Below are 18,946 nucleotides of genomic sequence, written 5' to 3' on the forward strand. Positions count from 1 at the left end.
AGCTCTGCACACCGAATGTGCTTGTTTTACTTCCTTCTATATAGAAAGAAGATGTTGACGTACTGGTTGGTTCGTTCAGTTTTCAAAGATCAAAATTTCGTTTGACGCCTCAAAATGGCGACTTAATTAATATATCATCTTAACGAGTTGAAGTCAATAACTTTTCCGAAGATGATTTGATTTGTTTTCTTTACTGCTATGCCGCTCTCTTAACGCGACAAGAAATAATATACCATGGATATTCATAACTATGCAATACTTTTTTTATAAAAATATCTTTTTTTATCGTTATTTTAAAATTGAGGTGGTGATCAGCTTCCTCGTTATAACAAAAAGGTCTTCTGAAAACGTGCAGAAGACCTTACTTATCTTCCATTCTATCTCATCACGCTCCATGCAGTCTTTGGTTTTTAAAGAATAAACTATGTAGAGTCCCTAAATATTGACTGCCGATTACAAGTAAACAGACTGAGCATAACACTCAGCCTGTTTATAAAACCCATATATGAATAGCAACTAACGATAGGAGGCCCGGGATCCCGAGCATAGCTGACGCCGCAGTGGTAAAAACATTGATAGGAATATGAAGTCCAAACTGAGCCCCGAATAAATTAACGAAAAACAATAGTACAACCGCAATGACTACCCGCATTAATGCTCGTCCCAACCATTTAATAGGTGAAGCCGGCATTCCTACAATCAATAACAAAGGTATGGCTAGTCCTATTAATAGAATGACTAAAACCGGATCCATTAAAAATCCCCCTGTGCAAATAACTTTTCTTAGTACAAGTTATGTCTAAGCACAAGAGGGTATGACTGATTTTTATGATAATGCGTTAATGTTCCGATGTCTTGCTTCTCTAAGTAAATAAAAATATTTCGCTCTTGCCAGAGATAAATCCAGTAAACCTTCGTTACTTGGCTCTATGCTGTGTTCGATAATATTTTCAAGAGATTCCCATTCATATTTCAATCGTTTAATATCGGCTAATAACTGCTGGTCCATGGCTTTCTTTTTAACTTTTTTCTTCGTTAACAAGATGATCCACCCTTTATATCACATTACAAACGGGAAGCTTTCTTTCCATTTGGAACCAAAGAAGTCAGCTGCCTATCCATGTGCTTTTGAAACTACAATAAAAAAGGAGAAACTTCCCTTAGAGAAGTTTCTATTATAAATCTCGTCGTCCTTCAAGCGCTTTAGAGAGTGTGACTTCATCTGCATATTCTAAATCACCGCCGACAGGAAGACCATGAGCAATTCTGGTCATTCGAATTCCAGAAGGTTTTACCAGCCTGGATATATACATAGCTGTCGCTTCGCCTTCAATATTAGGGTTAGTCGCTAAAATCAGCTCTTCTACCCCTTCATCCTTCAGCCGGTTAATAAGACTCGGGACGTTTATATCTTCTGGGCCAATCCCATCCATTGGAGAGATCGCGCCGTGGAGCACATGATATTTACCGCTGAATTCTTTCATTTTTTCCATAGCAATGACGTCCTTTGGATCCTGAACGACACATATAATAGATGAATCCCGTGACTCATCCTGACAAATGGAACATGGGTCCTGATCTGTAATATGCCCGCAACTGCTGCAATGCGTCAGCTCTCTTTTTGCATTCACAAGTGCTTTCCCAAAATCAAGTACATCATCATCTTCCATTTCAAGGACGAAAAAAGCCAGACGGACAGCCGTCTTAGGACCTATCCCTGGCAGCTTCGTAAAACTGTCGATCAGTTTTGATATTGGTTCTGGATAATACATGGAAACTCCTCCTAGAACATTCCTCCAGGCATGCCTTTCGTGAACTCACCCATCGTATCATTCGTTTTATCGTCTATCTGCTTCAATACATCGTTCGTTGCTGCAATAATTAAATCCTGCAGCATTTCCACATCATCTGGATCTACCACTTCTTCACTAATTTCAACGTCTGTAATTTCTTTTTTACCATTAGCAGAGACCTTAACCATTCCCCCGCCTGCTGTTGCTTCAAATGACATGTCATACAGCTCTTCTTGAGCCTTCATCATTTTCTTTTGCATTTTCTGCATTTGTTTCATCATATTGTTCATGTTTCCTCCACCACGCATGGTAAAACTCCTCCTTTTAATATCTTTCATTAATCTTGAATTTCTATAAGGTCATCGCCTGCAAGCTTTCTCGCTTCTGAGATAAGGGGGTCTTCTTCTTTCTCATCCTGCTCTGAAGATTCCCCGTTCTCCTCATCATTGTTTTTTTGTTTCTTTACATACTCTTCACGCAGTTCTTTCCATTTCTGAACAGGAATGGGAATGATCGTTAATGGTTTTCCTGTGAATTCAGTAAGTAAAGGTTCAATCGTTGTCTGGTGCTCTAGTGCTAAAGAACAATGAATATCGTATCGAAAAGCAACGATTAAGGCTTTTGTAGAGGCTGCGCTGGGCCTGCTGTTTAATAATATAGCATGGGCTGGTGCATTGGTCTGCTTCAAACGATCCATAAATGCTGGCCACTGCCCCTGTACCTGCTTCAACTCTTCCTTAGATGCTTCACTTAATACAATTCGTATACGATCATATGGAACATTATACCCGTTTTTATTGGATCGTGCAGGTGTGCGCTTTTGAGATGAAGATGCTGCCGCCGCTCCCGTTTGTGCAGGCGGGTTCGCTTTAAGCTGAGCAAGCTCCTGCTCCATCTTCTCAAGCTTATTAGAAAGCTTCGTTACTGCCTCTGAATCAGGATTTGCTTCAGCAGACGGCTGTTTATCAACAATATTGAGGACAGCAATCTCAATAAATACTTTCGGGCTTGTAGTCCATTTCATTTCCTGCTGACATTTATTTAATTCTCGAATCGTCTGCTGTACCCATTGAGGCTTCAGACGCTCAGACATACTCTTAAAGGAGTCATCCGGGATCGCTCTTTCAAGATTATGCTGGAGATCAGGCGCGCTTTGAAAAAGTAAGATGTCACGCAGATAGTAAATAAGGTCAAATACAAATCGACCTGGATCCTTTCCCTGCTGGATCAACTCATCAACGACACTTAACGCTTGATTAATATCTTGATCATTAAGAGCCTCGATCACTTCTGAGAGCTTGCGCTGGGAGACCGATCCGGTTACCGCTAATACGTCGTCGACCATCACTTCTTCTTCACTGTAAGAAATCGCCTGGTCCAACAAGCTCAATGCGTCCCTCATACCACCTTCTGCGGAAAGAGCTACAATTTCCAACGCTTCTCTTTCTATCGCAACGTTCTCCGCTTCTACAATTTTCTCCATCCGATCCACCATCGCCTGCTGGGTGATCCTTTTAAAATCAAACCGCTGGCAGCGGGAGATAATCGTAAGTGGAATTTTGTGAGGTTCTGTCGTAGCTAAAATAAAGATGACATGCTTAGGAGGTTCTTCTAACGTTTTTAATAAAGCGTTGAATGCCCCTATGGAAAGCATATGGACTTCATCTATAATATAAACTTTATAAGAGACAGCGCTTGGGGCGTACTTTACTTTATCCCGGATTTCCCGGATCTGCTCTACGCCGTTATTGGAAGCAGCATCAATTTCAATTACATCTGAAATCGAACCATCTTGAATACCAAGACAGGCTGAACATTCGTTACACGGCTCTTTCGCCGGGGCTTTTTCACAGTTAACAGCTTTTGAAAAAATCTTCGCCGCACTGGTTTTCCCTGTACCACGGGGCCCGGAGAATAAATAAGCATGAGAAAATTTATCCTGGGCGATCGCATTTTGCAGCGTTCGCGTAATGTGGGTTTGTCCAACTACATCTTCAAAGTTTCTTGGCCGCCAAACACGATACAGTGCCTGATAACTCATTCAACCGCGCTCCCTTTTTAGTCTCTCATTTATTATAACTGATTTAAGGATAGGATGTGAACCTTAAGAAGCAAGCCCCTGGTTCCTGCCTTTACTCCTCAACTATTATATAAAATGCTCAAAAAATAAGGTCATTCCTAACCGTTTTAAGTGTTCCTTGCAGCTGCGCAGAGCGAGGCTTCACTCACAACAACATATCATTCGTTGAACCTCGCCTTTACGTAAAAAAAGAGCCGCTATAACAGCAGCTCTTCATTGATATATGTATACCGTGCACCCACTTTCGATGGCTCGAACCCAAGCGTTACCCATGTTTATGGCTCGACCCAGGCGCTCCCGCGGCACACGGGATGGTCAGCTTACTGCTGCTTCCTTCCGGATCTGACAGGATTCACTGGTTCCCGTTGCGCAGGACCTGGGTGTCAACACCACTCTCATGAGGCAGACCTTGAATTCGAACCACCTCGAGTGGGGATTCGGCCTCGCTATAGCGGATTGCGAGTACAGGGCACCGCTACCTCCCCGCTTAGCACGGTATTTTCAAGTATAGCGAGTTTTATCAAAAAATGCAATGATTACGTTAATAGAATTATTACCATTTTATTTCTTTTTCCTTTTTTCCCTCAGTTCTTTAAAGAATCGCGTAAGAACTTGACCGCACTGCTCGCCAAGCACATCGCTTTTCACTTCCGACTGGTGATTAAAACGGCTTTCCTGAAGCAGGTTCATCAGCGTCCCTGCACAACCTGCTTTAGGGTCCGAAGCTCCGTAGACCACTCGTGGAATTCTGGATTGAACAATGGCTCCGGCACACATCGGGCATGGCTCTAAAGTGACATACAGGGTACAATCCTCCAATCTCCAGCTGCCTAATTTAAGGTTGGCTTCTTCTATTGCTGTAAATTCCGCATGCGAAGAAGCCAGCTGAGAAGTTTCACGCTTATTATAACCCGCAGCTACAACCGCTCCATTATGTACAATCACTGCTCCGATGGGAACTTCTCCGGCAGACTCGGCAATCCCCGCCTGTTCTAAAGCGAGATTCATGTAATATTCATCGCTGTTCATCAAATCAACTCCCTTTTTTCCATAAAATTTTCGTATAAATAACCCAAGTTCTTTCATATATTCATTGTAGTTGAGGAAGGAGTGTCTATAACATGCAAATTCACGTGGTATCAGAAGGTGAATCCATTTATTCGATAGCCGGGATGTATGAAGTAACGCCTAACAGAATTGTAGAATCGAATGAACTTGAAACCCCAAGCGACTTAGTGATTGGTCAAGCACTTGTCATCCCCATGGACGGCCAGTTTTATTTTGTTCAGCCTGGCGACAGCTTGTATGAAATTGCCCAGCTATTTAACACGACCGTTGACGAGCTGATTCAAGTCAATCAGCTGCAGCCGGGAGCGATACTGCCTGTTGGATTCAGGCTTTATATTCCTCAGGAGCCAAAATCAGATATGACCGCTAATGCTTATATTGAACCGACAGGAGGTCAGGTCTCAGAAAATTTGAGGAATTCTGCCGAGAGAAGAGCTGCCTTACTTACGTATTTAGCCCCTTTTAGTTATCGTGTAAATGAAGATGGTTCATTAGAAGCACCTCCACTCGATAATTTTCCCGCTATTGCCCAAAATAATAACACAGGTTTAATGATGGTCGTGACGAATTTAACGGATGAAGGATTCAGCGATGAACTCGGCCGGACCATTTTAACCGATGAACAGGTGCAGGACACATTATTAGATAACATTATACAAACAGCCCGGGAGATTGGCTATCAGGATATTCACTTTGATTTTGAATACCTGCCGCGGGAATTAGGAGAAGAGTACAACCAATTTTTACGAAAAGCTAAAAACCGTCTCTCTAATGAAGGACTGTTAATCTCCACAGCCCTGGCTCCAAAGACGAGCGCTGAGCAGGAGGGAGAATGGTACGAAGCCCATGATTATAAAACACACGGTGAAATTGTGGATTTCGTCGTACTAATGACTTATGAGTGGGGCTACAGCGGAGGTCCGCCTATGGCCGTTTCTCCTATTAATAACGTAAGAGAAGTCGTAGAATATGCACTGACTGAAATGCCGCCGGAGAAAATCTTACTCGGACAGAATTTATACGGCTATGACTGGACGTTACCGTTCGAACCGGGCGGAGAGTTTGCTCAAGCCATCAGCCCGCAGAGAGCCATCCAGATCGCCCGTGAAAACAATGTCTCCATCTCCTATGATGAAGAAGCACAGGCACCATTTTTTAATTATACAGACAGTGAGGGGGCAGAACACGAAGTATGGTTTGAGGATGCCCGCTCGATTCAGGAAAAATTTGATTTAATTAAAGAGCTTGACTTAAAAGGTATCAGTTACTGGAAGCTTGGTCTTTCTTTCCCGCAAAACTGGGAGTTGTTAAACAATGGCTTTAACATTGCAAAGAGTGAATAAAAAATAAGAAGGCGGCTTTCTGAGCTGCCTTCTTATTTAGATACAAATGAAACGGAGCGGTGAAGAACTTCAGCCTCTTGACAAGCTTTTTCCAGTCCAAGCTCCTCTATAGCTTTCTTATAAACGGTACGATACGGAATTCTTACTTCAAATTCATGCTCAAAAGGAAACGGGTCAAGCACGACCTCTTTTTCATTAATCCATTCCGGCATAATGCCTTCAGGAGCTGCATCAAATTGCTGTCTGAATCCTTCACGAAACCAGGACACTTCTTCCTCTTTATCTATACCAGGCTCCTGCATACAAACATATAAAGAAAGATCATCACAGAACTGCAGCCGCTCAAAATGAAGGTGGTAAATATCATAGGGTACTTCCATTTTCATAGCGGTTTCTAATTCCTGTCTTCGTTCCTCTTCCTCCTTTATGAATTGCTGTATCAATGGATCGCTGTCATCTGTTGAAAAAAAAGATTGGTAGTGAGAACTGCAGAGCATAGCTGCATAGGATGACCGCTCTGAGACTTCGGCTATCCCTCTTTGATACGCTTCTAGTTTTTCTTTTAACGGGTAATCAATAAATGAGTACGGCCGCTGCTTTTCTTCATTCCATAACGGGTGACGGTCTAATGGAATCCAGGCTCTATCGTGCTGGGAAACTGCCCAGTCCGCTTCCTCCCGCAGCTTAGAACGAAGTAGGAATTTCCGCTTCCAATGTAATACAATCTCACCGGAAACTAAAGCATGATCATGCTGGTCAATCAATAAAAAATGATCATCTCTTTCATTTACTATCACGTTGGTCCCCCCCATCATTTAAACTCTTACTTATATTTTATTATAGTTTATTCGCCGTTCATACAAAATACGACTGACGCATTTGGTTTCAGTGAGTCAGTCGATAGAAAAACCGCCAAGGAGGGGTTCCTCAGCGGCTTTCCTTTTTATTTAATATTTTGTTTATTTAAGGAGTTTACTCGCTTCCTGATTGAAGGCAGGAATGTCTTCCGGCTGGCGGCTGGTAACTAACTGATTGCCGCACACCACCACTTCTTCATCTTTAAATTGAACACCGGCGTACTCCATATCTACAGCGATGGATTTAAATCCTGTTGCTGAACGACCTTCTAAACTCTTGGCCGTTATAAGCAGTTGAGGACCGTGACAGATGGCAAAGACCGGCTTCTTCTCATCCATGAAATGCTTAGCGAATTTCACAAATTTATCATCAGCACGCAGCTGGTCCGGCGAGAAACCGCCTGGAATTAACAGGGCGTCAAAGTCTTCGGGTTTTACTTCATCAATAGAGGAATCAACCGTAACTTTCGTCTGTCCCTGCTTACCTGTTATCTCCTTACCTGCTTCCCATTCAATTGTAGTTACTTCATGGCCTTCTTTTGATAATGCATCAACAGGCTGAGTATATTCCACATCTTCAAACAATGATGTCATAACACATGCAATCTTACTCATATCGGTACCACTCCTTGAATGTTTTTAAATAAAATCACAAATTTCTTGTTCCCCTATTTAATGAATTTAAACCTATCACTCTCAAAAAATGGATGTTAATAAACTAAGAGAAGTCATTCATAGAGAACGTTTGAAAAGCTGAATGGGGCTGTTCCTCGTACAATTCCCTGCCGGCAATTTTATTAATAATATGCACATTACGAGTAACCGCCAATCCTAGATTGGTAGCCCCTGCTCCATGAGAATGGACGAGATTTGTGAGCGTGAAAAAATGGTGCCCGCGCTCTTCTTTAAAGTCAAGTCTGTAGTCTCTTGTTACTTTAAATCTTTTGTCATCCTCCCACTTAATTTTCTCTTGAAATCGTTCCATAAACCAGTCAGGAATATTCGGCTTATACCCTGTGGCCAGAATCACCTTGTCTGTTTGATAACTAAACTCCTGTTCCTCCTGCCATTGTTGGCAATTGAGTTTATATCCTGTGCCCTCACGTTCAATAGATTTCACTTCGGTCATTGGATTAATCAAGACGTGACTCTTTTTTCCGCCCGCCGTCTTATGATAAAGCTCGCTGTATAGACGAGTCAGGGTATCAGGGTCAATCCCCTTCCTTAAGGCGCTAAGGGTTTCTAAATTTTTTTGGCGCTGTTCAAATGATAAGGAATGGAAGTAGTCTACATATTCCGGTGTGAAAAATTCCTGCGCAAACTTCGCTTGATCAAGCTGAAATAAACCTCCCGTCCGGGAAAGAAGGGTGAGCTTCATATCATGTCGTTTCTGCTCTTCCAGTAAATCAAGGAACACTTCAAGAGCACTCTGCCCAGAGCCGACTACAGTAACGTGCTTTGATTGAAGCAGATTCTCTTTTTCAAATAAATAGCGGCTTGTATGAATGACATCATTCGCCGGGAGATCATCCATTCCATCTAATATAATCGGCTTACTTCCCGTCCCTAACACCACATGTTTAGAAAAGCAGCTCACTGTCTCTTCCGTCTCTTTATTTAATGCGATTACTTCATAATGGTCGCTGTGATCGATCACGTCTACGATCAAATGATTAAAATGCAGACCGCTTAATTGTTCAGCGACCCACTGCAAATAATGGTTATACTCCTGACGAGGTATTTTAAATTGCTGGTGAAAGAAAAAAGGAAACATTCGATTATGTTCATGTAAATAATTCATAAAAGTATAAGGACTTTTTGGATCTGCAAAAGTCGTCAAATCAGCGATAAAAGGAACCTGCAAATCCATCCCGTCAATCAGCATTCCAGGATGCCACTCAAATCGAGGTGTATCATCAAAAAATGCACCGGAAAGCTCCGTTTCATCCAATAGTGCAGCTAACCCTAAATTATAAGGACCGATTCCAATTCCAATAACATCATATATAGTCTTCGACACATTCTTCACTTCCTTCAATTATGTCTATCCGTTGTTCGTTCGGTAGGTTATGTACCTTCAAAATCAATAGGATTCCCATACTTAAGACAAAAAAGTCACTGGTTAAAGGCGGACATTTTTTAGCTATTCCCTAAAAGTCACTCTTATAAGCTATTATTCGCCCACCGCTTATATAATGTTTCACGTGAAACAATTTAAGACAAATAAAAGCACACAGCTTCAGGCTGTGCGCTTTTCATTCATTATTCTTCAAGCGTTGACGTATCTCCTGTCGGTAAACCAAGCTCCCATGACTTAAGGAGACGTCTCATAATTTTACCGCTTCGTGTTTTTGGAATCGTATCTTTAATCTCAATCTCTCTAGGGGCAGCATGTGCACTTAACCCTTTTTTCACAAACTGACGAATATCCTCAAGTAATTCGTCGGATTCACTGTAGCCTTCTCTCAACGTAATAAAGGCTTTAATGATTTCTCCGCGTTCCGGGTCGGGCTTGCCAATTACCCCGGCTTCCGCTACAGCTTCATGCTCAATTAGCTTACTTTCTACTTCAAATGGACCTACCCGCTCTCCGGACGTGTTGATCACGTCATCCAGACGGCCCTGGAACCAGAAGTATCCTTCTTCGTCCTGATAAGCGCTGTCCCCGGATACATACCAGCCGTTAATAAAGTAGCTTTCATACTTTCCAGGGTTGTTCCAAACCGCTCTCATCATGGACGGCCATCCTTCTTTAATCGCAAGGTTCCCCATCTGATTAGCAGGAAGCTTGTTTCCTTCATTATCGACGATTGCCGCTTCAATTCCTGGTAACGGCTTACCCATCGATCCCGGACGCATATCTACTGAAGGATAGTTACAAATAAGCATCGCGCCTGTTTCCGTCATCCACCACGTATCGTGAATGCGGAGATCAAAGGCTTTAAGACCCCATGTGATGACTTCGGGGTTTAATGGTTCACCTACACTTAAAATATGACGAAGAGAAGATAGGTCATGCTTCTGTGCCGCTTCCTCTCCTGCACTTAACAGCTTACGGAAGGCGGTTGGTGCCGAATACCATACACTTACATTTTTCTCAGCGATCGTTCCATACCAGTCATCCGGGCTGAAACGTCCGCCTCTGACTACGTTTGTGACTCCATTTAACCATGGAGCAAAAATTCCATAGCTCGTTCCTGTAACCCAGCCTGGATCTGCCGTACACCAGTAGACATCATCTTCTTTAAGATCGAGCACCCATTTTCCTGTCTGATAATGCTGGATCATTGCATTATGAACGTGGTAAACCCCTTTTGGTTTTCCAGTTGAACCCGAAGTGTAGTGAAGAAGCATACCATCTTCGAGATCCACCCATTCAATTTCAAAGTCTTCCGAGGCATTCTCCATTTCTTTCTCGAAACTGATATACTTGTCGTCACCCTCTCCGCCGACAAGTACGATTTTCTCCAGGTTCGGCAGCTCTTCTTGAGGGACACGGTCCAGTAAATCAGGTGTTGTAATCAGCATTTTTGCTTCACTGTCTTCAAGTCTGTCCCGGACAGCCTGCTCCATAAATGCTTCAAACAGAGGACCCGCGATGGCACCTGTTTTCAATATCCCTAAGAATGACGCATAGAATTCAGGGCTTCTGTGCATGAACAAGAAGACACGATCCCCTTTTTCAATGCCCTGGTTTTTTAACACATTTGCGAATTGATTACTCTTTTTCTTTAATTGTTCAAACGTTAACGTTTCTTCCCGCTCAGGGGAAGAGTATATTAAAGCCGCTTTATCTTTGGTTGCGGGATCAGCCGCATGCTTATCAATCGTTTCATAAGCAATGTTGACTCTGCCTGTTTCACTCCAGGTAAAATTTGCTTTCGCTTCATTCCACTTGAAGTTGTCGTACGTTTGTTCATAGTTTTCTAAGTTGTGATTTCCTGATCTTGCTTTGATTGGCTGCATGTCCATAATATCACCTCATAGAATGAATTTTTGTAAACGGTTTCTTTTGATTTCTGAAAAAAGCCCTGCATTTAATAAGGTTGACACAGAACTGACTTCAAATTATTTTTCTAAAAATTTCGTGAATTACTTACTATTTTAGTAGAAAGTGTCTCATTTTTAAAGGGAAACGCCTAAAGATTAACATAATTAGTTCTTATTCACCCTTTCCCACGTTGACTTAGGCCTATGCGATCCCTATAATAGACGTGCTGATTAAGATACAAAAGGAGGAGAATTCCTTTGACTGGACGTAAAGATGAACAACTGACTGATTTAACCCTCTTAGGAAATGAAAACAATGAGTACGCTTTTGAATACAATCCGGAGGTGTTGGAGACTTTCGACAACCAGCATCCCGGACGTGATTATTTTGTCAAATTTAACTGCCCTGAATTTACGACATTATGTCCTAAAACGGGTCAGCCTGATTTCGCCACCATTTACATCAGCTACATTCCTGAAATTAAAATGGTAGAAAGCAAATCATTAAAGCTTTATTTATTCAGCTTTAGAAATCACGGGGATTTCCATGAAGACAGCGTCAATACCATTATGAATGACCTCATTCAGTTGATGGATCCCCGTTATATTGAAGTGTGGGGGAAATTCACACCAAGAGGCGGCATATCGATTGATCCGTACTGCAACTACGGAAAGCCGGGTACGAAATATGAAGAAATGGCTGTTCACCGCTTAATGAATCATGACCTTTACCCTGAAAAGATTGATAACCGTTAAAAAAAGATCTCCCACGCCGGGAGATCTTTTGTATTAATTCTTCTTATTGTTATATTGCATATATACAACCTGAGTAACAAGGAAGTCTTCCATCCCATGTTTGCCATCGGCTCCGCCAAGACCTGACTTACGCATACCAGCGTGATAGCCCTGAACAGCTTCGAAGTTCTCGCGGTTTACAAACGTTTCTCCAAATTTAAGCTCGTTTACAACCCGCATCGCTTCATTTAAATCCTCAGTATAAACAGAAGAGGACAAGCCGAATTCGGTGTCATTTCCTCGTTCAATCGCTTCATCTAATGTCTTATACGTCGTAATTGGAATAACAGGACCGAAAATCTCCTCCTGCATAATAGCAGAATCATGTGTCACATTGGTAAGAATGGTCGGCTTGTAATAAAAGCCTTTCTCAAGTGGAGCCCGCTCTCCTCCTATAACTACCTGAGCTCCTGCTTTTACTGCGTCATTCACCATACCTTCCACTTCTTCGAGACGGTCCTTACTGACAAGAGGACCCACATCGGCCTCTTTATTTTCTCGGGGGTCATCAATGGTCAGCTGTTCAAACGATTGCTTCAGCTTATCAATTAGTTCATCCGCTACACTTTCGTGAACATATACACGTTCAGCATTCGTACAAGCCTGACCGTTGTTGGCAAGACGCGACGTCGTTATGCTTTCAACAGCAACATTAAGGTCAGCATTTGCTGTGACAATTGCCGGAGCTTTTCCGCCTAGTTCCAGATTCACTTTAGTTATATTCTGAGCGGCAGCTTCCATGACTTTCGTTCCCGCCGGCACACTTCCGGTCATAGATACCATCTGTACCTGCTCATGCTTAGCAAGTGCATTTCCGATTTCGGAGCCTGTGCCTGTGATCACGTTATACACGCCTTTAGGAATCTCTTCCATAGCATCAATAATTTTCGTAAATTCCATCGCTGTATTCGGAGTCTGCTGACTCGGCTTTAACACGATCGTACATCCGGTGACTAAGGCTGTCGCAACCTTTCTTGCCAGAATAAACACAGGGAAGTTCCAGGGTACTATACCCGCTGTAACCCCGATAGGTTTCTTATAAATATAAATATTCTCGTTGGGACGGTCGCTTGGAACGATTTCTCCTTCAATTCGACGGGCCCACTCAGACATGTAACGGAAATAATCAATGGCGAGGTCGACTTCTCCACTCGCCAATTCATAATCTTTTCCCTGCTCTTCTTGAAGCAGTTCAACGAATGTTGCCCGGTTCTTTTCAATTTCATCTCCCAGCTGTCGCACAATCTTTCCACGTTCAATATTTGGAGTCAATTCCCATTCCTTCTGTGCTTTAAAAGCTGCTTCTACAGCACGGTTCACGTCCTCCGTCGTTCCTTTAGGGGTTCTGGAAATCACTTCTTCTGTAGCAGGATTAACAATATCAATCCATTCATCACTGCTCGAATTTGTATATTCACCATTTATATAGAGTTTGTGTTCAATCACAATAAAACCTCCTCTTCATACTCAGGGAATTGATTCCACTTTTTCCTTTTTTTAAACAATCTAACTAGTTTTACACAGATATAATGAAAATTCGTTATACTAAATAAAAAGCCAGGGAGGACTCTCTATGAAGAAAGAAAATCAAATGCTTATCATACTTAGTATCATTGGAACGGCAAATGTTGCAGCCGGAATTATTCTATTGGTCATTGTTCAAAATCTATTAGTCTCCGCCCTGCTGATCGTATCGGGTGCTTTACTTATTGCCGGTGGAATGGCAGACAAAAGTGAACACAAAAAAAGAAAAGGGAGATCGTAGTCCCTTTTCCTGTACCCTTACCATTCTAAAACAAAGCCTTTCACTTGTTTGGAGTCACTGGAACCCTGCTTCTGCTGAGCCACAAAATAGGGGTTGTCCTCCTGCAGCTCATACGAAAGAGTATCGGGCTCTAAATAAAGCTTGTACTCCAGGTCTGTTACCTTATGAAGAGTAATGTCAGCTACAGTCTCCTGATTGTTATCTTCATCAATTAGCAAAATATCAATTTGATCGTATCCATGACTTATCAGCCGATTTTTTAAATCCATTATAAAATTCCCCCAAAAGTCTCATAGTCAACTACTACTTATATACCCTAATTTGAACTTGTAAAACTAATCTTTACACAACAAAAGCGGGGGATGCTCCCCGCTTTTATTAATAGCCGTATCCGCCTCCGCCAACGTATGCTGCACCAATAATAATCAATAATATAAACAGCACAACCAGCAGCGCGAATCCTCCACCATATCCTCCGCTCATATCGAGTACCCCCTCTCCATACTTTCCTTACTACGTTATGTAAAAGAAAGTAACAGGTAAGGGCGTTTGCGGAGTTCCTGAAATATTTTAGGATAGCCTCAATTTTTTACACTACGAGAAAAACCCTTCGAAAAGCAAGCCAGGCAAAATATAAAGCTTGAGCAAAAAACAGAACTCCAAATATAGGAGCTGGCGCAAACGGAATTATTCTGGCAAGGTTTGCTGCATCACCTGCTTGAGATGGAGAGAAAAAGCTTAGCAGCATAATTTCAAAAGCGCTGCTGACAGCTTCGACCATAATTAAGCAGGCGATAAATACGAGTACGTACTGAACAAGCGTTTGCTGTCCCATCCGTAACAACCAGATAAAGCCGGCTCCAAATGTAACGATCCAGAACACTCCATATAAATTGCGGACCCAGAATAGTACATTAATAATCAGAAGGGCTAATAAAATGTAGACCATCCAACGGTAGTGCCCTTTTATGATAAGGTAGAAAAAGAAAAAACCCATAAAAGAAGCAAACACGTAGCCTGACAGACTTGTTAACAGCTGACTGATCCACGAGGCATGACCCGTCATCGTAACCCCTGAAGTATTAGGAAATAGTGAAATGTTCCTAACTTCACCGCCTGTTATAAGAGCAGTCAGCGAGTGGCCGGTTTCATGAATCATTGTATTTATCATAGCAAAGTACTTTCCGAATATAGGAGCTTGAGTAAGCATAAACGCCAGAATGAGACTGATGATAATTTGAAGCTTCACTATAGTAACTCCCTTCTCTACTACGTATCATAATCTATTTTACTTGCCTTTTCTCCATTCGTATAATGAATATAATTAATCAACGAGGAGACCTGTTATGTATACGAAAATCATTGGAGTTTGTTTCATTGCGCTGCTCGTTCTAACAGGCTGCAGCCAGGAAGACGAAAAAACAGAGATTACAATTTCAGCAGCGGCCAGCATGAAGGATGCGTTAGATGAAATTATAGAAGAATACGAGAATGATCACGATGTATCCATAACACTGAATTCAGGAAGCTCCGGCAGACTTGCCCAGCAGATTCAACAAGGGGCACCAGTTGATTTAATTATTTCCGCCAATGAACAATGGACCCGCCGGTTAGCAGACGGTCAGCATATTCAATCAGAGACCGAAACCACAATAGCAGACAATTCACTCGTCTTAATTGCCCACGCTGACAAGGAGAGCTTAATCGACGAATTAGAACAACTCACAACAGAAGAAGACACAGATATTGTTATGGGCGATCCGGAAAGCGCACCAGCAGGAAATTATGCTAAGCAGTCGCTCCAGCATATCGGCATTTGGGATGATATTTCAGAACAACTCATTTACTCTAATGATGTGAGACAAGCCCTTACTTACGTAGAATCTCAAAACGCAGATTACGGACTCGTTTACGCCAGTGACGCTCTTATCTCTGACCAAGTACAAGTCATCGAAGAAATTGATTCAACTACGCATGACCCCATCGTTTATCCAGCGGCAATCACTGGTCAGAGCAGCAATCAGGATACTGCTGAGGACTTTTTAAACTATTTAAAAACGGAGCGTTCACAAGAAATCTTTAAATCTTATGGATTCAGCTAGAATAGGACGGATAAGACATGAGTTCTTCACCATTAATTCTATCATTACAAACAGCAAGTATTGCCACAATCATTGTATTTATATCTGGAATTGCAGCGGCAAGATTGATCAGCCGGAAATTATTTCCCGGGAAAAGTATAATTGAGTCCATACTTTTACTTCCTATGGTTCTGCCCCCGACCGTTATAGGATTTGGTTTATTGTATTTATTCGGAAATAATGGACCAATAGGCCGCCTGTTAGTGGAATGGTTTGGCATTCAAGTAGTTTTTTCCTGGCTAGGAGTGGTTATAGCTGCTATTGTCGTGTCCTTCCCGCTTATGTATCAGAGTGCTTCCGCATCATTCCAAAATTATGATCCTCAAATCGAAAAAGCAGCGTTAACCCTTGGCGCCTCTAAATGGAAAGTTTTCTTTACGATTTCCTTTCCGCTCGCCTGGCCCGGATTATTAGCAGGTACTGTCTTAACGTTTGCCCGGGCTTTAGGAGAGTTCGGAGCCACCTTAATGCTTGCAGGTTATATCCCAGGTAAAACCGACACTATACCTTTAGCCATCTATTTCGCAGTGGAATCAGGCCGTATGGACGAAGCCCGCCTTTGGGTGATTGTGATCCTTATTCTCGGATTCAGTTCAATTCTTTGGTTAAATTGGTGGAGCAAACGAAATATTCTAAGCTTTAAAAGCGATAAATAAGGAGCCCTTCGTAATGTTAAATGTTCAACTAGAGAAGAAGTTATCCCACTTCAACTTAGATATTACGTTTCAAGTGAATAATGAGACCGTCATTTTGTTCGGGCCTTCAGGTTCTGGCAAAACAACAATCTTAAATTGTATTGCCGGCTTGAGCGTCCCTGATCAAGGAAATATTTCCTTAAATAACAACCTCCTGACCAGGAACAAGCAGACGCTCGTCCCCACTCAACGAAGAAAAACAGGGTATGTATTTCAGGATTATGCCCTTTTTCCTCATAAGACAATCGGGGACAACATTCGCTACGGCTCTCAGGATAAACTGCTTATTCAACACTTACTCCGCATTCTAAAAATTGATCACTTAGTTTCCAAGTATCCTCATCAAATATCCGGCGGAGAAAAACAGCGCACTGCCTTAGCCCGCGCCCTGGCCGCTAAGCCCAGTGTTTTGCTATTAGATGAACCCTTCTCCTCCCTCGATGAAAAAACTAAATATAATTGTCAACAGGAACTGCTGCGCTTAAAAAAAGAATGGATGATTCCAGTCGTGCTTGTAACGCACGATCGTAGTGAAGCTGAGCAGCTTGGAGACCGTATACTTTCCCTCGAAAAAGGAAAAATAAAATAGTTAAACGTCTTATTTCTATTTTTGGAAAAGTATTGAAAACCCATAAGAGTTTCGTTAGGATTTACAATAGAGACTTTTTTACTATCTCATAAAGGGGTGAATCTCGTGAAATCATCATGGACATCGAACAAATACATACGCTTTATTTTCAAATGGGTCATGATTGCTGTCACCTGTGCCATGATACTAATAGGCGCCGTAGTAGCTTATCTTTTTATTGCAGATATGTTTTATAAAGAAGATGATGATAACTTAAATGAAAATGGAGAACTTTCCATGTTGAAAAAGGAGGACACATCTATTGAGTACGACGTTGAAATGGGCTATTAGTGTACTGGCTGTTCTATTTATTTTAACAGCTGTCGGAGCGGCACTGTTAATGCAGTTCACCAGTGGTCAAAGCGAAGAAGTTGACCAACAGGAGATTAAAGAAACATTTAATCAATCAGAAGGCGAAGATGGAGAAGAAGCGGAATCAGCAGATGAGATGAGCTTTGAAGGTTCTGTCCCGGATTTTGTCGCCGAAGCCCATAATTTTTATAATAAAACGCTCGGCTGGGGAAATGATTCTTCTTTAGATGAAGATTTACAATTAGAGTTTGCTGCACTTATAGAAACATATTTTAATGAAAATTCTACAGATGAAATTGCAGAAGAAGATATTGACCAAATCGTTCAGTTAGCATCAGGCCTTTCCGCCACTTCAAATTTCAATGATGATGTCATTGAACTTCATCGCTATTTTCATGATTTAGATATAGCCATAAATGATTACTCCGATTACGATAAAGTGTGGGGAGTCACAGAAACCTACGGAAGTGGAAATTGAGCTGAGCCCCAGTAAAACTGAGGGCTCTATATATGATTATTTAACGGTAACATATTTCTCATGAGCAGTAATATAAAATACGGATCCTTTGGAATTTTTAACTTTATATTGGTCAGAACCATTGACGGATAAACGGTCGATAATAGAAGGAAATCCTATACCCTTCTGCACATACCCCGCAACATCCTCATCCTTCCAGGAAGGAGCCGCATAGAATCTCAGGTTCCCCTCATGTATGGATTCTATCCGTCGTCCTTTAAATGAAGCTTCTTTTGATTTTCCCTCTTTATAGTTCATATTAAAATATTCACATATGCCTTTTGCATGCTCAATAGCAGTTTCTTTATGAAAGGCCGGGTTAAGCATAAGCAGTGCTTCATCCGGGTGATCCATAAATCCGCATTCTGTTAATACAGCAGGCATCGACGTTTCCCGCAGTACAAAGAAATCCGCTTCCTTTATCCCTCTATAATTCTGCTTCGTTCCCTGCTTAAGCGCTGCACCGATTGAACGTGCTAAACGTCCAGCTTCTTTATTTAAATGGCCAGGATATACATACAGCTCGATGCCACCAGGGTTTGGTCCTTTAAAGGTCCCATCATACGCATTATAATGAATCGATACATAAGCATCAGCACCTGCTCGATTAGCTCTGTTCGTTCTAGTTGAAAGCGGGGTATCATGATCTGTAGAAGCCACAAGTAAGGTTTGAAACCCACATTTTTTTAACAATACGTTTAATTCATCCACTACTCTGCGATTAAACTCATTTTCTTTTATTCTTCTATTCATACTTAAAATATAAGGCGACTGCTTACCTTTTGTATTCATTCCATGACCATCATCCAGCGCAATTAAGAAACTCAAAATATATCCTCTCCTCCACAATAAATTCCGCGTTACGCGTAACGGTTGTTTACAATTATATTTGCGCATTATGCATAAGTCAATATAAAAATAAACTATACGCGTAAAATATTTTGCGTATTGTGTAATTATAG

Annotated in this window: 23 protein-coding genes and 1 other RNA gene; 8 read left to right on the forward strand and 16 right to left on the reverse strand. The window is 41.7% G+C overall.

Annotation, left to right across the window (positions count from 1 at the left end; genetic code table 11):
- Positions 1 to 490: 490 nt before the first annotated feature.
- The 7 genes from LF822_RS07920 to tadA all read right to left on the reverse strand — a co-directional run bounded on the left by LF822_RS07920 (position 491) and on the right by tadA (position 4,902).
- Positions 491 to 754 (reverse strand): pro-sigmaK processing inhibitor BofA family protein, encoded by a 264-nt coding sequence (locus LF822_RS07920; protein ID WP_253923503.1) that lies wholly within the window; start codon positions 752 to 754, stop codon positions 491 to 493.
- 72 nt (positions 755 to 826) lie between these two features.
- Positions 827 to 1,042: a YaaL family protein gene (locus LF822_RS07925; RefSeq protein ID WP_253923504.1), complete on the reverse strand. Its 216-nt coding sequence runs from the start codon at positions 1,040 to 1,042 to the stop codon at positions 827 to 829.
- A gap of 133 nt (positions 1,043 to 1,175) precedes the next feature.
- Positions 1,176 to 1,772, reverse strand: a complete 597-nt coding sequence (recR, locus tag LF822_RS07930) for a recombination mediator RecR (protein WP_253923505.1) — start codon at positions 1,770 to 1,772, stop codon at positions 1,176 to 1,178.
- An 11-nt stretch (positions 1,773 to 1,783) separates the two neighbouring features.
- The gene (locus LF822_RS07935) at positions 1,784 to 2,101 is read right to left on the reverse strand and encodes a YbaB/EbfC family nucleoid-associated protein (protein WP_253923506.1); all 318 of its coding nucleotides are present in this window, start codon (positions 2,099 to 2,101) and stop codon (positions 1,784 to 1,786) included.
- 29 nt (positions 2,102 to 2,130) lie between these two features.
- On the reverse strand, positions 2,131 to 3,834 hold the full coding sequence (gene dnaX / locus LF822_RS07940) for a DNA polymerase III subunit gamma/tau (RefSeq protein ID WP_253923507.1): 1,704 nt from the start codon (positions 3,832 to 3,834) through the stop codon (positions 2,131 to 2,133).
- A 269-nt stretch (positions 3,835 to 4,103) separates the two neighbouring features.
- An RNA gene (gene ffs / locus LF822_RS07945) (signal recognition particle sRNA large type) lies at positions 4,104 to 4,369 on the reverse strand.
- Positions 4,370 to 4,434: 65 nt separating this feature from the next.
- Positions 4,435 to 4,902 (reverse strand): tRNA adenosine(34) deaminase TadA, encoded by a 468-nt coding sequence (gene tadA / locus LF822_RS07950; RefSeq protein ID WP_253923508.1) that lies wholly within the window; start codon positions 4,900 to 4,902, stop codon positions 4,435 to 4,437.
- A 92-nt stretch (positions 4,903 to 4,994) separates the two neighbouring features.
- Between tadA and LF822_RS07955 the strand changes: the two genes are divergently transcribed.
- Positions 4,995 to 6,284, forward strand: a complete 1,290-nt coding sequence (locus tag LF822_RS07955; RefSeq protein WP_253923509.1) for a glycoside hydrolase family 18 protein — start codon at positions 4,995 to 4,997, stop codon at positions 6,282 to 6,284.
- A gap of 32 nt (positions 6,285 to 6,316) precedes the next feature.
- Here the strand turns inward: LF822_RS07955 and LF822_RS07960 are convergent, their stop codons facing one another.
- From LF822_RS07960 to acsA, 4 genes are all read right to left on the reverse strand, one after another.
- On the reverse strand, positions 6,317 to 7,081 hold the full coding sequence (locus LF822_RS07960) for a DUF3891 family protein (RefSeq protein WP_253923510.1): 765 nt from the start codon (positions 7,079 to 7,081) through the stop codon (positions 6,317 to 6,319).
- A gap of 162 nt (positions 7,082 to 7,243) precedes the next feature.
- The gene (locus tag LF822_RS07965; RefSeq protein WP_253923511.1) at positions 7,244 to 7,756 is read right to left on the reverse strand and encodes a type 1 glutamine amidotransferase domain-containing protein; all 513 of its coding nucleotides are present in this window, start codon (positions 7,754 to 7,756) and stop codon (positions 7,244 to 7,246) included.
- Between the two features lie 103 nt (positions 7,757 to 7,859).
- The gene (locus LF822_RS07970; protein WP_253923512.1) at positions 7,860 to 9,161 is read right to left on the reverse strand and encodes a lysine N(6)-hydroxylase/L-ornithine N(5)-oxygenase family protein; all 1,302 of its coding nucleotides are present in this window, start codon (positions 9,159 to 9,161) and stop codon (positions 7,860 to 7,862) included.
- A gap of 242 nt (positions 9,162 to 9,403) precedes the next feature.
- Positions 9,404 to 11,113 carry an acetate--CoA ligase gene (acsA, locus tag LF822_RS07975; RefSeq protein ID WP_253923513.1) on the reverse strand — a complete coding sequence of 570 codons (1,710 nt, stop codon included), beginning with the start codon at positions 11,111 to 11,113 and terminating at the stop codon, positions 9,404 to 9,406.
- Between the two features lie 276 nt (positions 11,114 to 11,389).
- Between acsA and queF the strand changes: the two genes are divergently transcribed.
- On the forward strand, positions 11,390 to 11,887 hold the full coding sequence (queF, locus tag LF822_RS07980; protein WP_253923514.1) for a preQ(1) synthase: 498 nt from the start codon (positions 11,390 to 11,392) through the stop codon (positions 11,885 to 11,887).
- A gap of 33 nt (positions 11,888 to 11,920) precedes the next feature.
- Here the strand turns inward: queF and aldA are convergent, their stop codons facing one another.
- Positions 11,921 to 13,372: an aldehyde dehydrogenase gene (aldA, locus tag LF822_RS07985; RefSeq protein WP_253923515.1), complete on the reverse strand. Its 1,452-nt coding sequence runs from the start codon at positions 13,370 to 13,372 to the stop codon at positions 11,921 to 11,923.
- A 127-nt stretch (positions 13,373 to 13,499) separates the two neighbouring features.
- Here aldA and LF822_RS07990 point away from each other — a divergent pair, with 127 nt between their 5' ends.
- Complete coding sequence (locus LF822_RS07990) at positions 13,500 to 13,691, forward strand: hypothetical protein (protein WP_253923516.1); 192 nt, start codon at positions 13,500 to 13,502, stop codon at positions 13,689 to 13,691.
- 17 nt (positions 13,692 to 13,708) lie between these two features.
- Here the strand turns inward: LF822_RS07990 and LF822_RS07995 are convergent, their stop codons facing one another.
- From LF822_RS07995 to LF822_RS08005, 3 genes are all read right to left on the reverse strand, one after another.
- On the reverse strand, positions 13,709 to 13,960 hold the full coding sequence (locus tag LF822_RS07995) for a hypothetical protein (RefSeq protein WP_253923517.1): 252 nt from the start codon (positions 13,958 to 13,960) through the stop codon (positions 13,709 to 13,711).
- A 109-nt stretch (positions 13,961 to 14,069) separates the two neighbouring features.
- Positions 14,070 to 14,174, reverse strand: a complete 105-nt coding sequence (locus LF822_RS08000) for a YjcZ family sporulation protein (protein WP_101841824.1) — start codon at positions 14,172 to 14,174, stop codon at positions 14,070 to 14,072.
- A gap of 106 nt (positions 14,175 to 14,280) precedes the next feature.
- A complete protein-coding gene (locus LF822_RS08005) occupies positions 14,281 to 14,940 on the reverse strand; it encodes a M50 family metallopeptidase (protein ID WP_253923518.1) in 660 nt (219 codons plus the stop codon).
- A 97-nt stretch (positions 14,941 to 15,037) separates the two neighbouring features.
- Between LF822_RS08005 and modA the strand changes: the two genes are divergently transcribed.
- The 5 genes from modA (at position 15,038) to LF822_RS08030 (ending at position 17,945) form a co-directional block, all read left to right on the forward strand.
- Positions 15,038 to 15,793: a molybdate ABC transporter substrate-binding protein gene (modA, locus tag LF822_RS08010; protein ID WP_253923519.1), complete on the forward strand. Its 756-nt coding sequence runs from the start codon at positions 15,038 to 15,040 to the stop codon at positions 15,791 to 15,793.
- Between the two features lie 17 nt (positions 15,794 to 15,810).
- The gene (modB, locus tag LF822_RS08015; RefSeq protein ID WP_253923520.1) at positions 15,811 to 16,488 is read left to right on the forward strand and encodes a molybdate ABC transporter permease subunit; all 678 of its coding nucleotides are present in this window, start codon (positions 15,811 to 15,813) and stop codon (positions 16,486 to 16,488) included.
- A 13-nt stretch (positions 16,489 to 16,501) separates the two neighbouring features.
- Complete coding sequence (locus LF822_RS08020) at positions 16,502 to 17,116, forward strand: ATP-binding cassette domain-containing protein (RefSeq protein ID WP_253923521.1); 615 nt, start codon at positions 16,502 to 16,504, stop codon at positions 17,114 to 17,116.
- Between the two features lie 105 nt (positions 17,117 to 17,221).
- On the forward strand, positions 17,222 to 17,446 hold the full coding sequence (locus LF822_RS08025) for a hypothetical protein (RefSeq protein WP_253923522.1): 225 nt from the start codon (positions 17,222 to 17,224) through the stop codon (positions 17,444 to 17,446).
- On the forward strand, positions 17,418 to 17,945 hold the full coding sequence (locus LF822_RS08030) for a hypothetical protein (RefSeq protein ID WP_253923523.1): 528 nt from the start codon (positions 17,418 to 17,420) through the stop codon (positions 17,943 to 17,945). The genes LF822_RS08025 and LF822_RS08030 overlap by 29 nt, the downstream gene beginning before the upstream one ends.
- 36 nt (positions 17,946 to 17,981) lie before the next feature.
- Here the strand turns inward: LF822_RS08030 and LF822_RS08035 are convergent, their stop codons facing one another.
- On the reverse strand, positions 17,982 to 18,812 hold the full coding sequence (locus tag LF822_RS08035) for an N-acetylmuramoyl-L-alanine amidase family protein (protein WP_253923524.1): 831 nt from the start codon (positions 18,810 to 18,812) through the stop codon (positions 17,982 to 17,984).
- Between the last annotated feature and the right edge of the window lie 134 nt (positions 18,813 to 18,946).

The sequence above is a fragment of the Halobacillus sp. A5 genome (genome assembly GCF_024189315.1).
GTDB lineage: Bacteria > Bacillota > Bacilli > Bacillales > Halobacillaceae > Halobacillus_A.

What these genes read in the sequence shown, in the direction of transcription:
- LF822_RS07965 (WP_253923511.1), bottom strand. Translation starts at nt 7,756, where the DNA reads ATGAGTAAGATTGCATGTGTTATGACATCATTGTTTGAAGATGTGGAA.
- acsA (WP_253923513.1), bottom strand. Translation starts at nt 11,113, where the DNA reads ATGGACATGCAGCCAATCAAAGCAAGATCAGGAAATCACAACTTAGAA.
- LF822_RS08000 (WP_101841824.1), bottom strand. Translation starts at nt 14,174, where the DNA reads ATGAGCGGAGGATATGGTGGAGGATTCGCGCTGCTGGTTGTGCTGTTT.
- LF822_RS07935 (WP_253923506.1), bottom strand. Translation starts at nt 2,101, where the DNA reads ATGCGTGGTGGAGGAAACATGAACAATATGATGAAACAAATGCAGAAA.
- LF822_RS07995 (WP_253923517.1), bottom strand. Translation starts at nt 13,960, where the DNA reads ATGGATTTAAAAAATCGGCTGATAAGTCATGGATACGATCAAATTGAT.
- modA (WP_253923519.1), top strand. Translation starts at nt 15,038, where the DNA reads ATGTATACGAAAATCATTGGAGTTTGTTTCATTGCGCTGCTCGTTCTA.
- dnaX (WP_253923507.1), bottom strand. Translation starts at nt 3,834, where the DNA reads ATGAGTTATCAGGCACTGTATCGTGTTTGGCGGCCAAGAAACTTTGAA.
- modB (WP_253923520.1), top strand. Translation starts at nt 15,811, where the DNA reads ATGAGTTCTTCACCATTAATTCTATCATTACAAACAGCAAGTATTGCC.
- LF822_RS07990 (WP_253923516.1), top strand. Translation starts at nt 13,500, where the DNA reads ATGAAGAAAGAAAATCAAATGCTTATCATACTTAGTATCATTGGAACG.
- tadA (WP_253923508.1), bottom strand. Translation starts at nt 4,902, where the DNA reads ATGAACAGCGATGAATATTACATGAATCTCGCTTTAGAACAGGCGGGG.
- LF822_RS07920 (WP_253923503.1), bottom strand. Translation starts at nt 754, where the DNA reads ATGGATCCGGTTTTAGTCATTCTATTAATAGGACTAGCCATACCTTTG.
- recR (WP_253923505.1), bottom strand. Translation starts at nt 1,772, where the DNA reads ATGTATTATCCAGAACCAATATCAAAACTGATCGACAGTTTTACGAAG.
- LF822_RS07955 (WP_253923509.1), top strand. Translation starts at nt 4,995, where the DNA reads ATGCAAATTCACGTGGTATCAGAAGGTGAATCCATTTATTCGATAGCC.
- LF822_RS08020 (WP_253923521.1), top strand. Translation starts at nt 16,502, where the DNA reads ATGTTAAATGTTCAACTAGAGAAGAAGTTATCCCACTTCAACTTAGAT.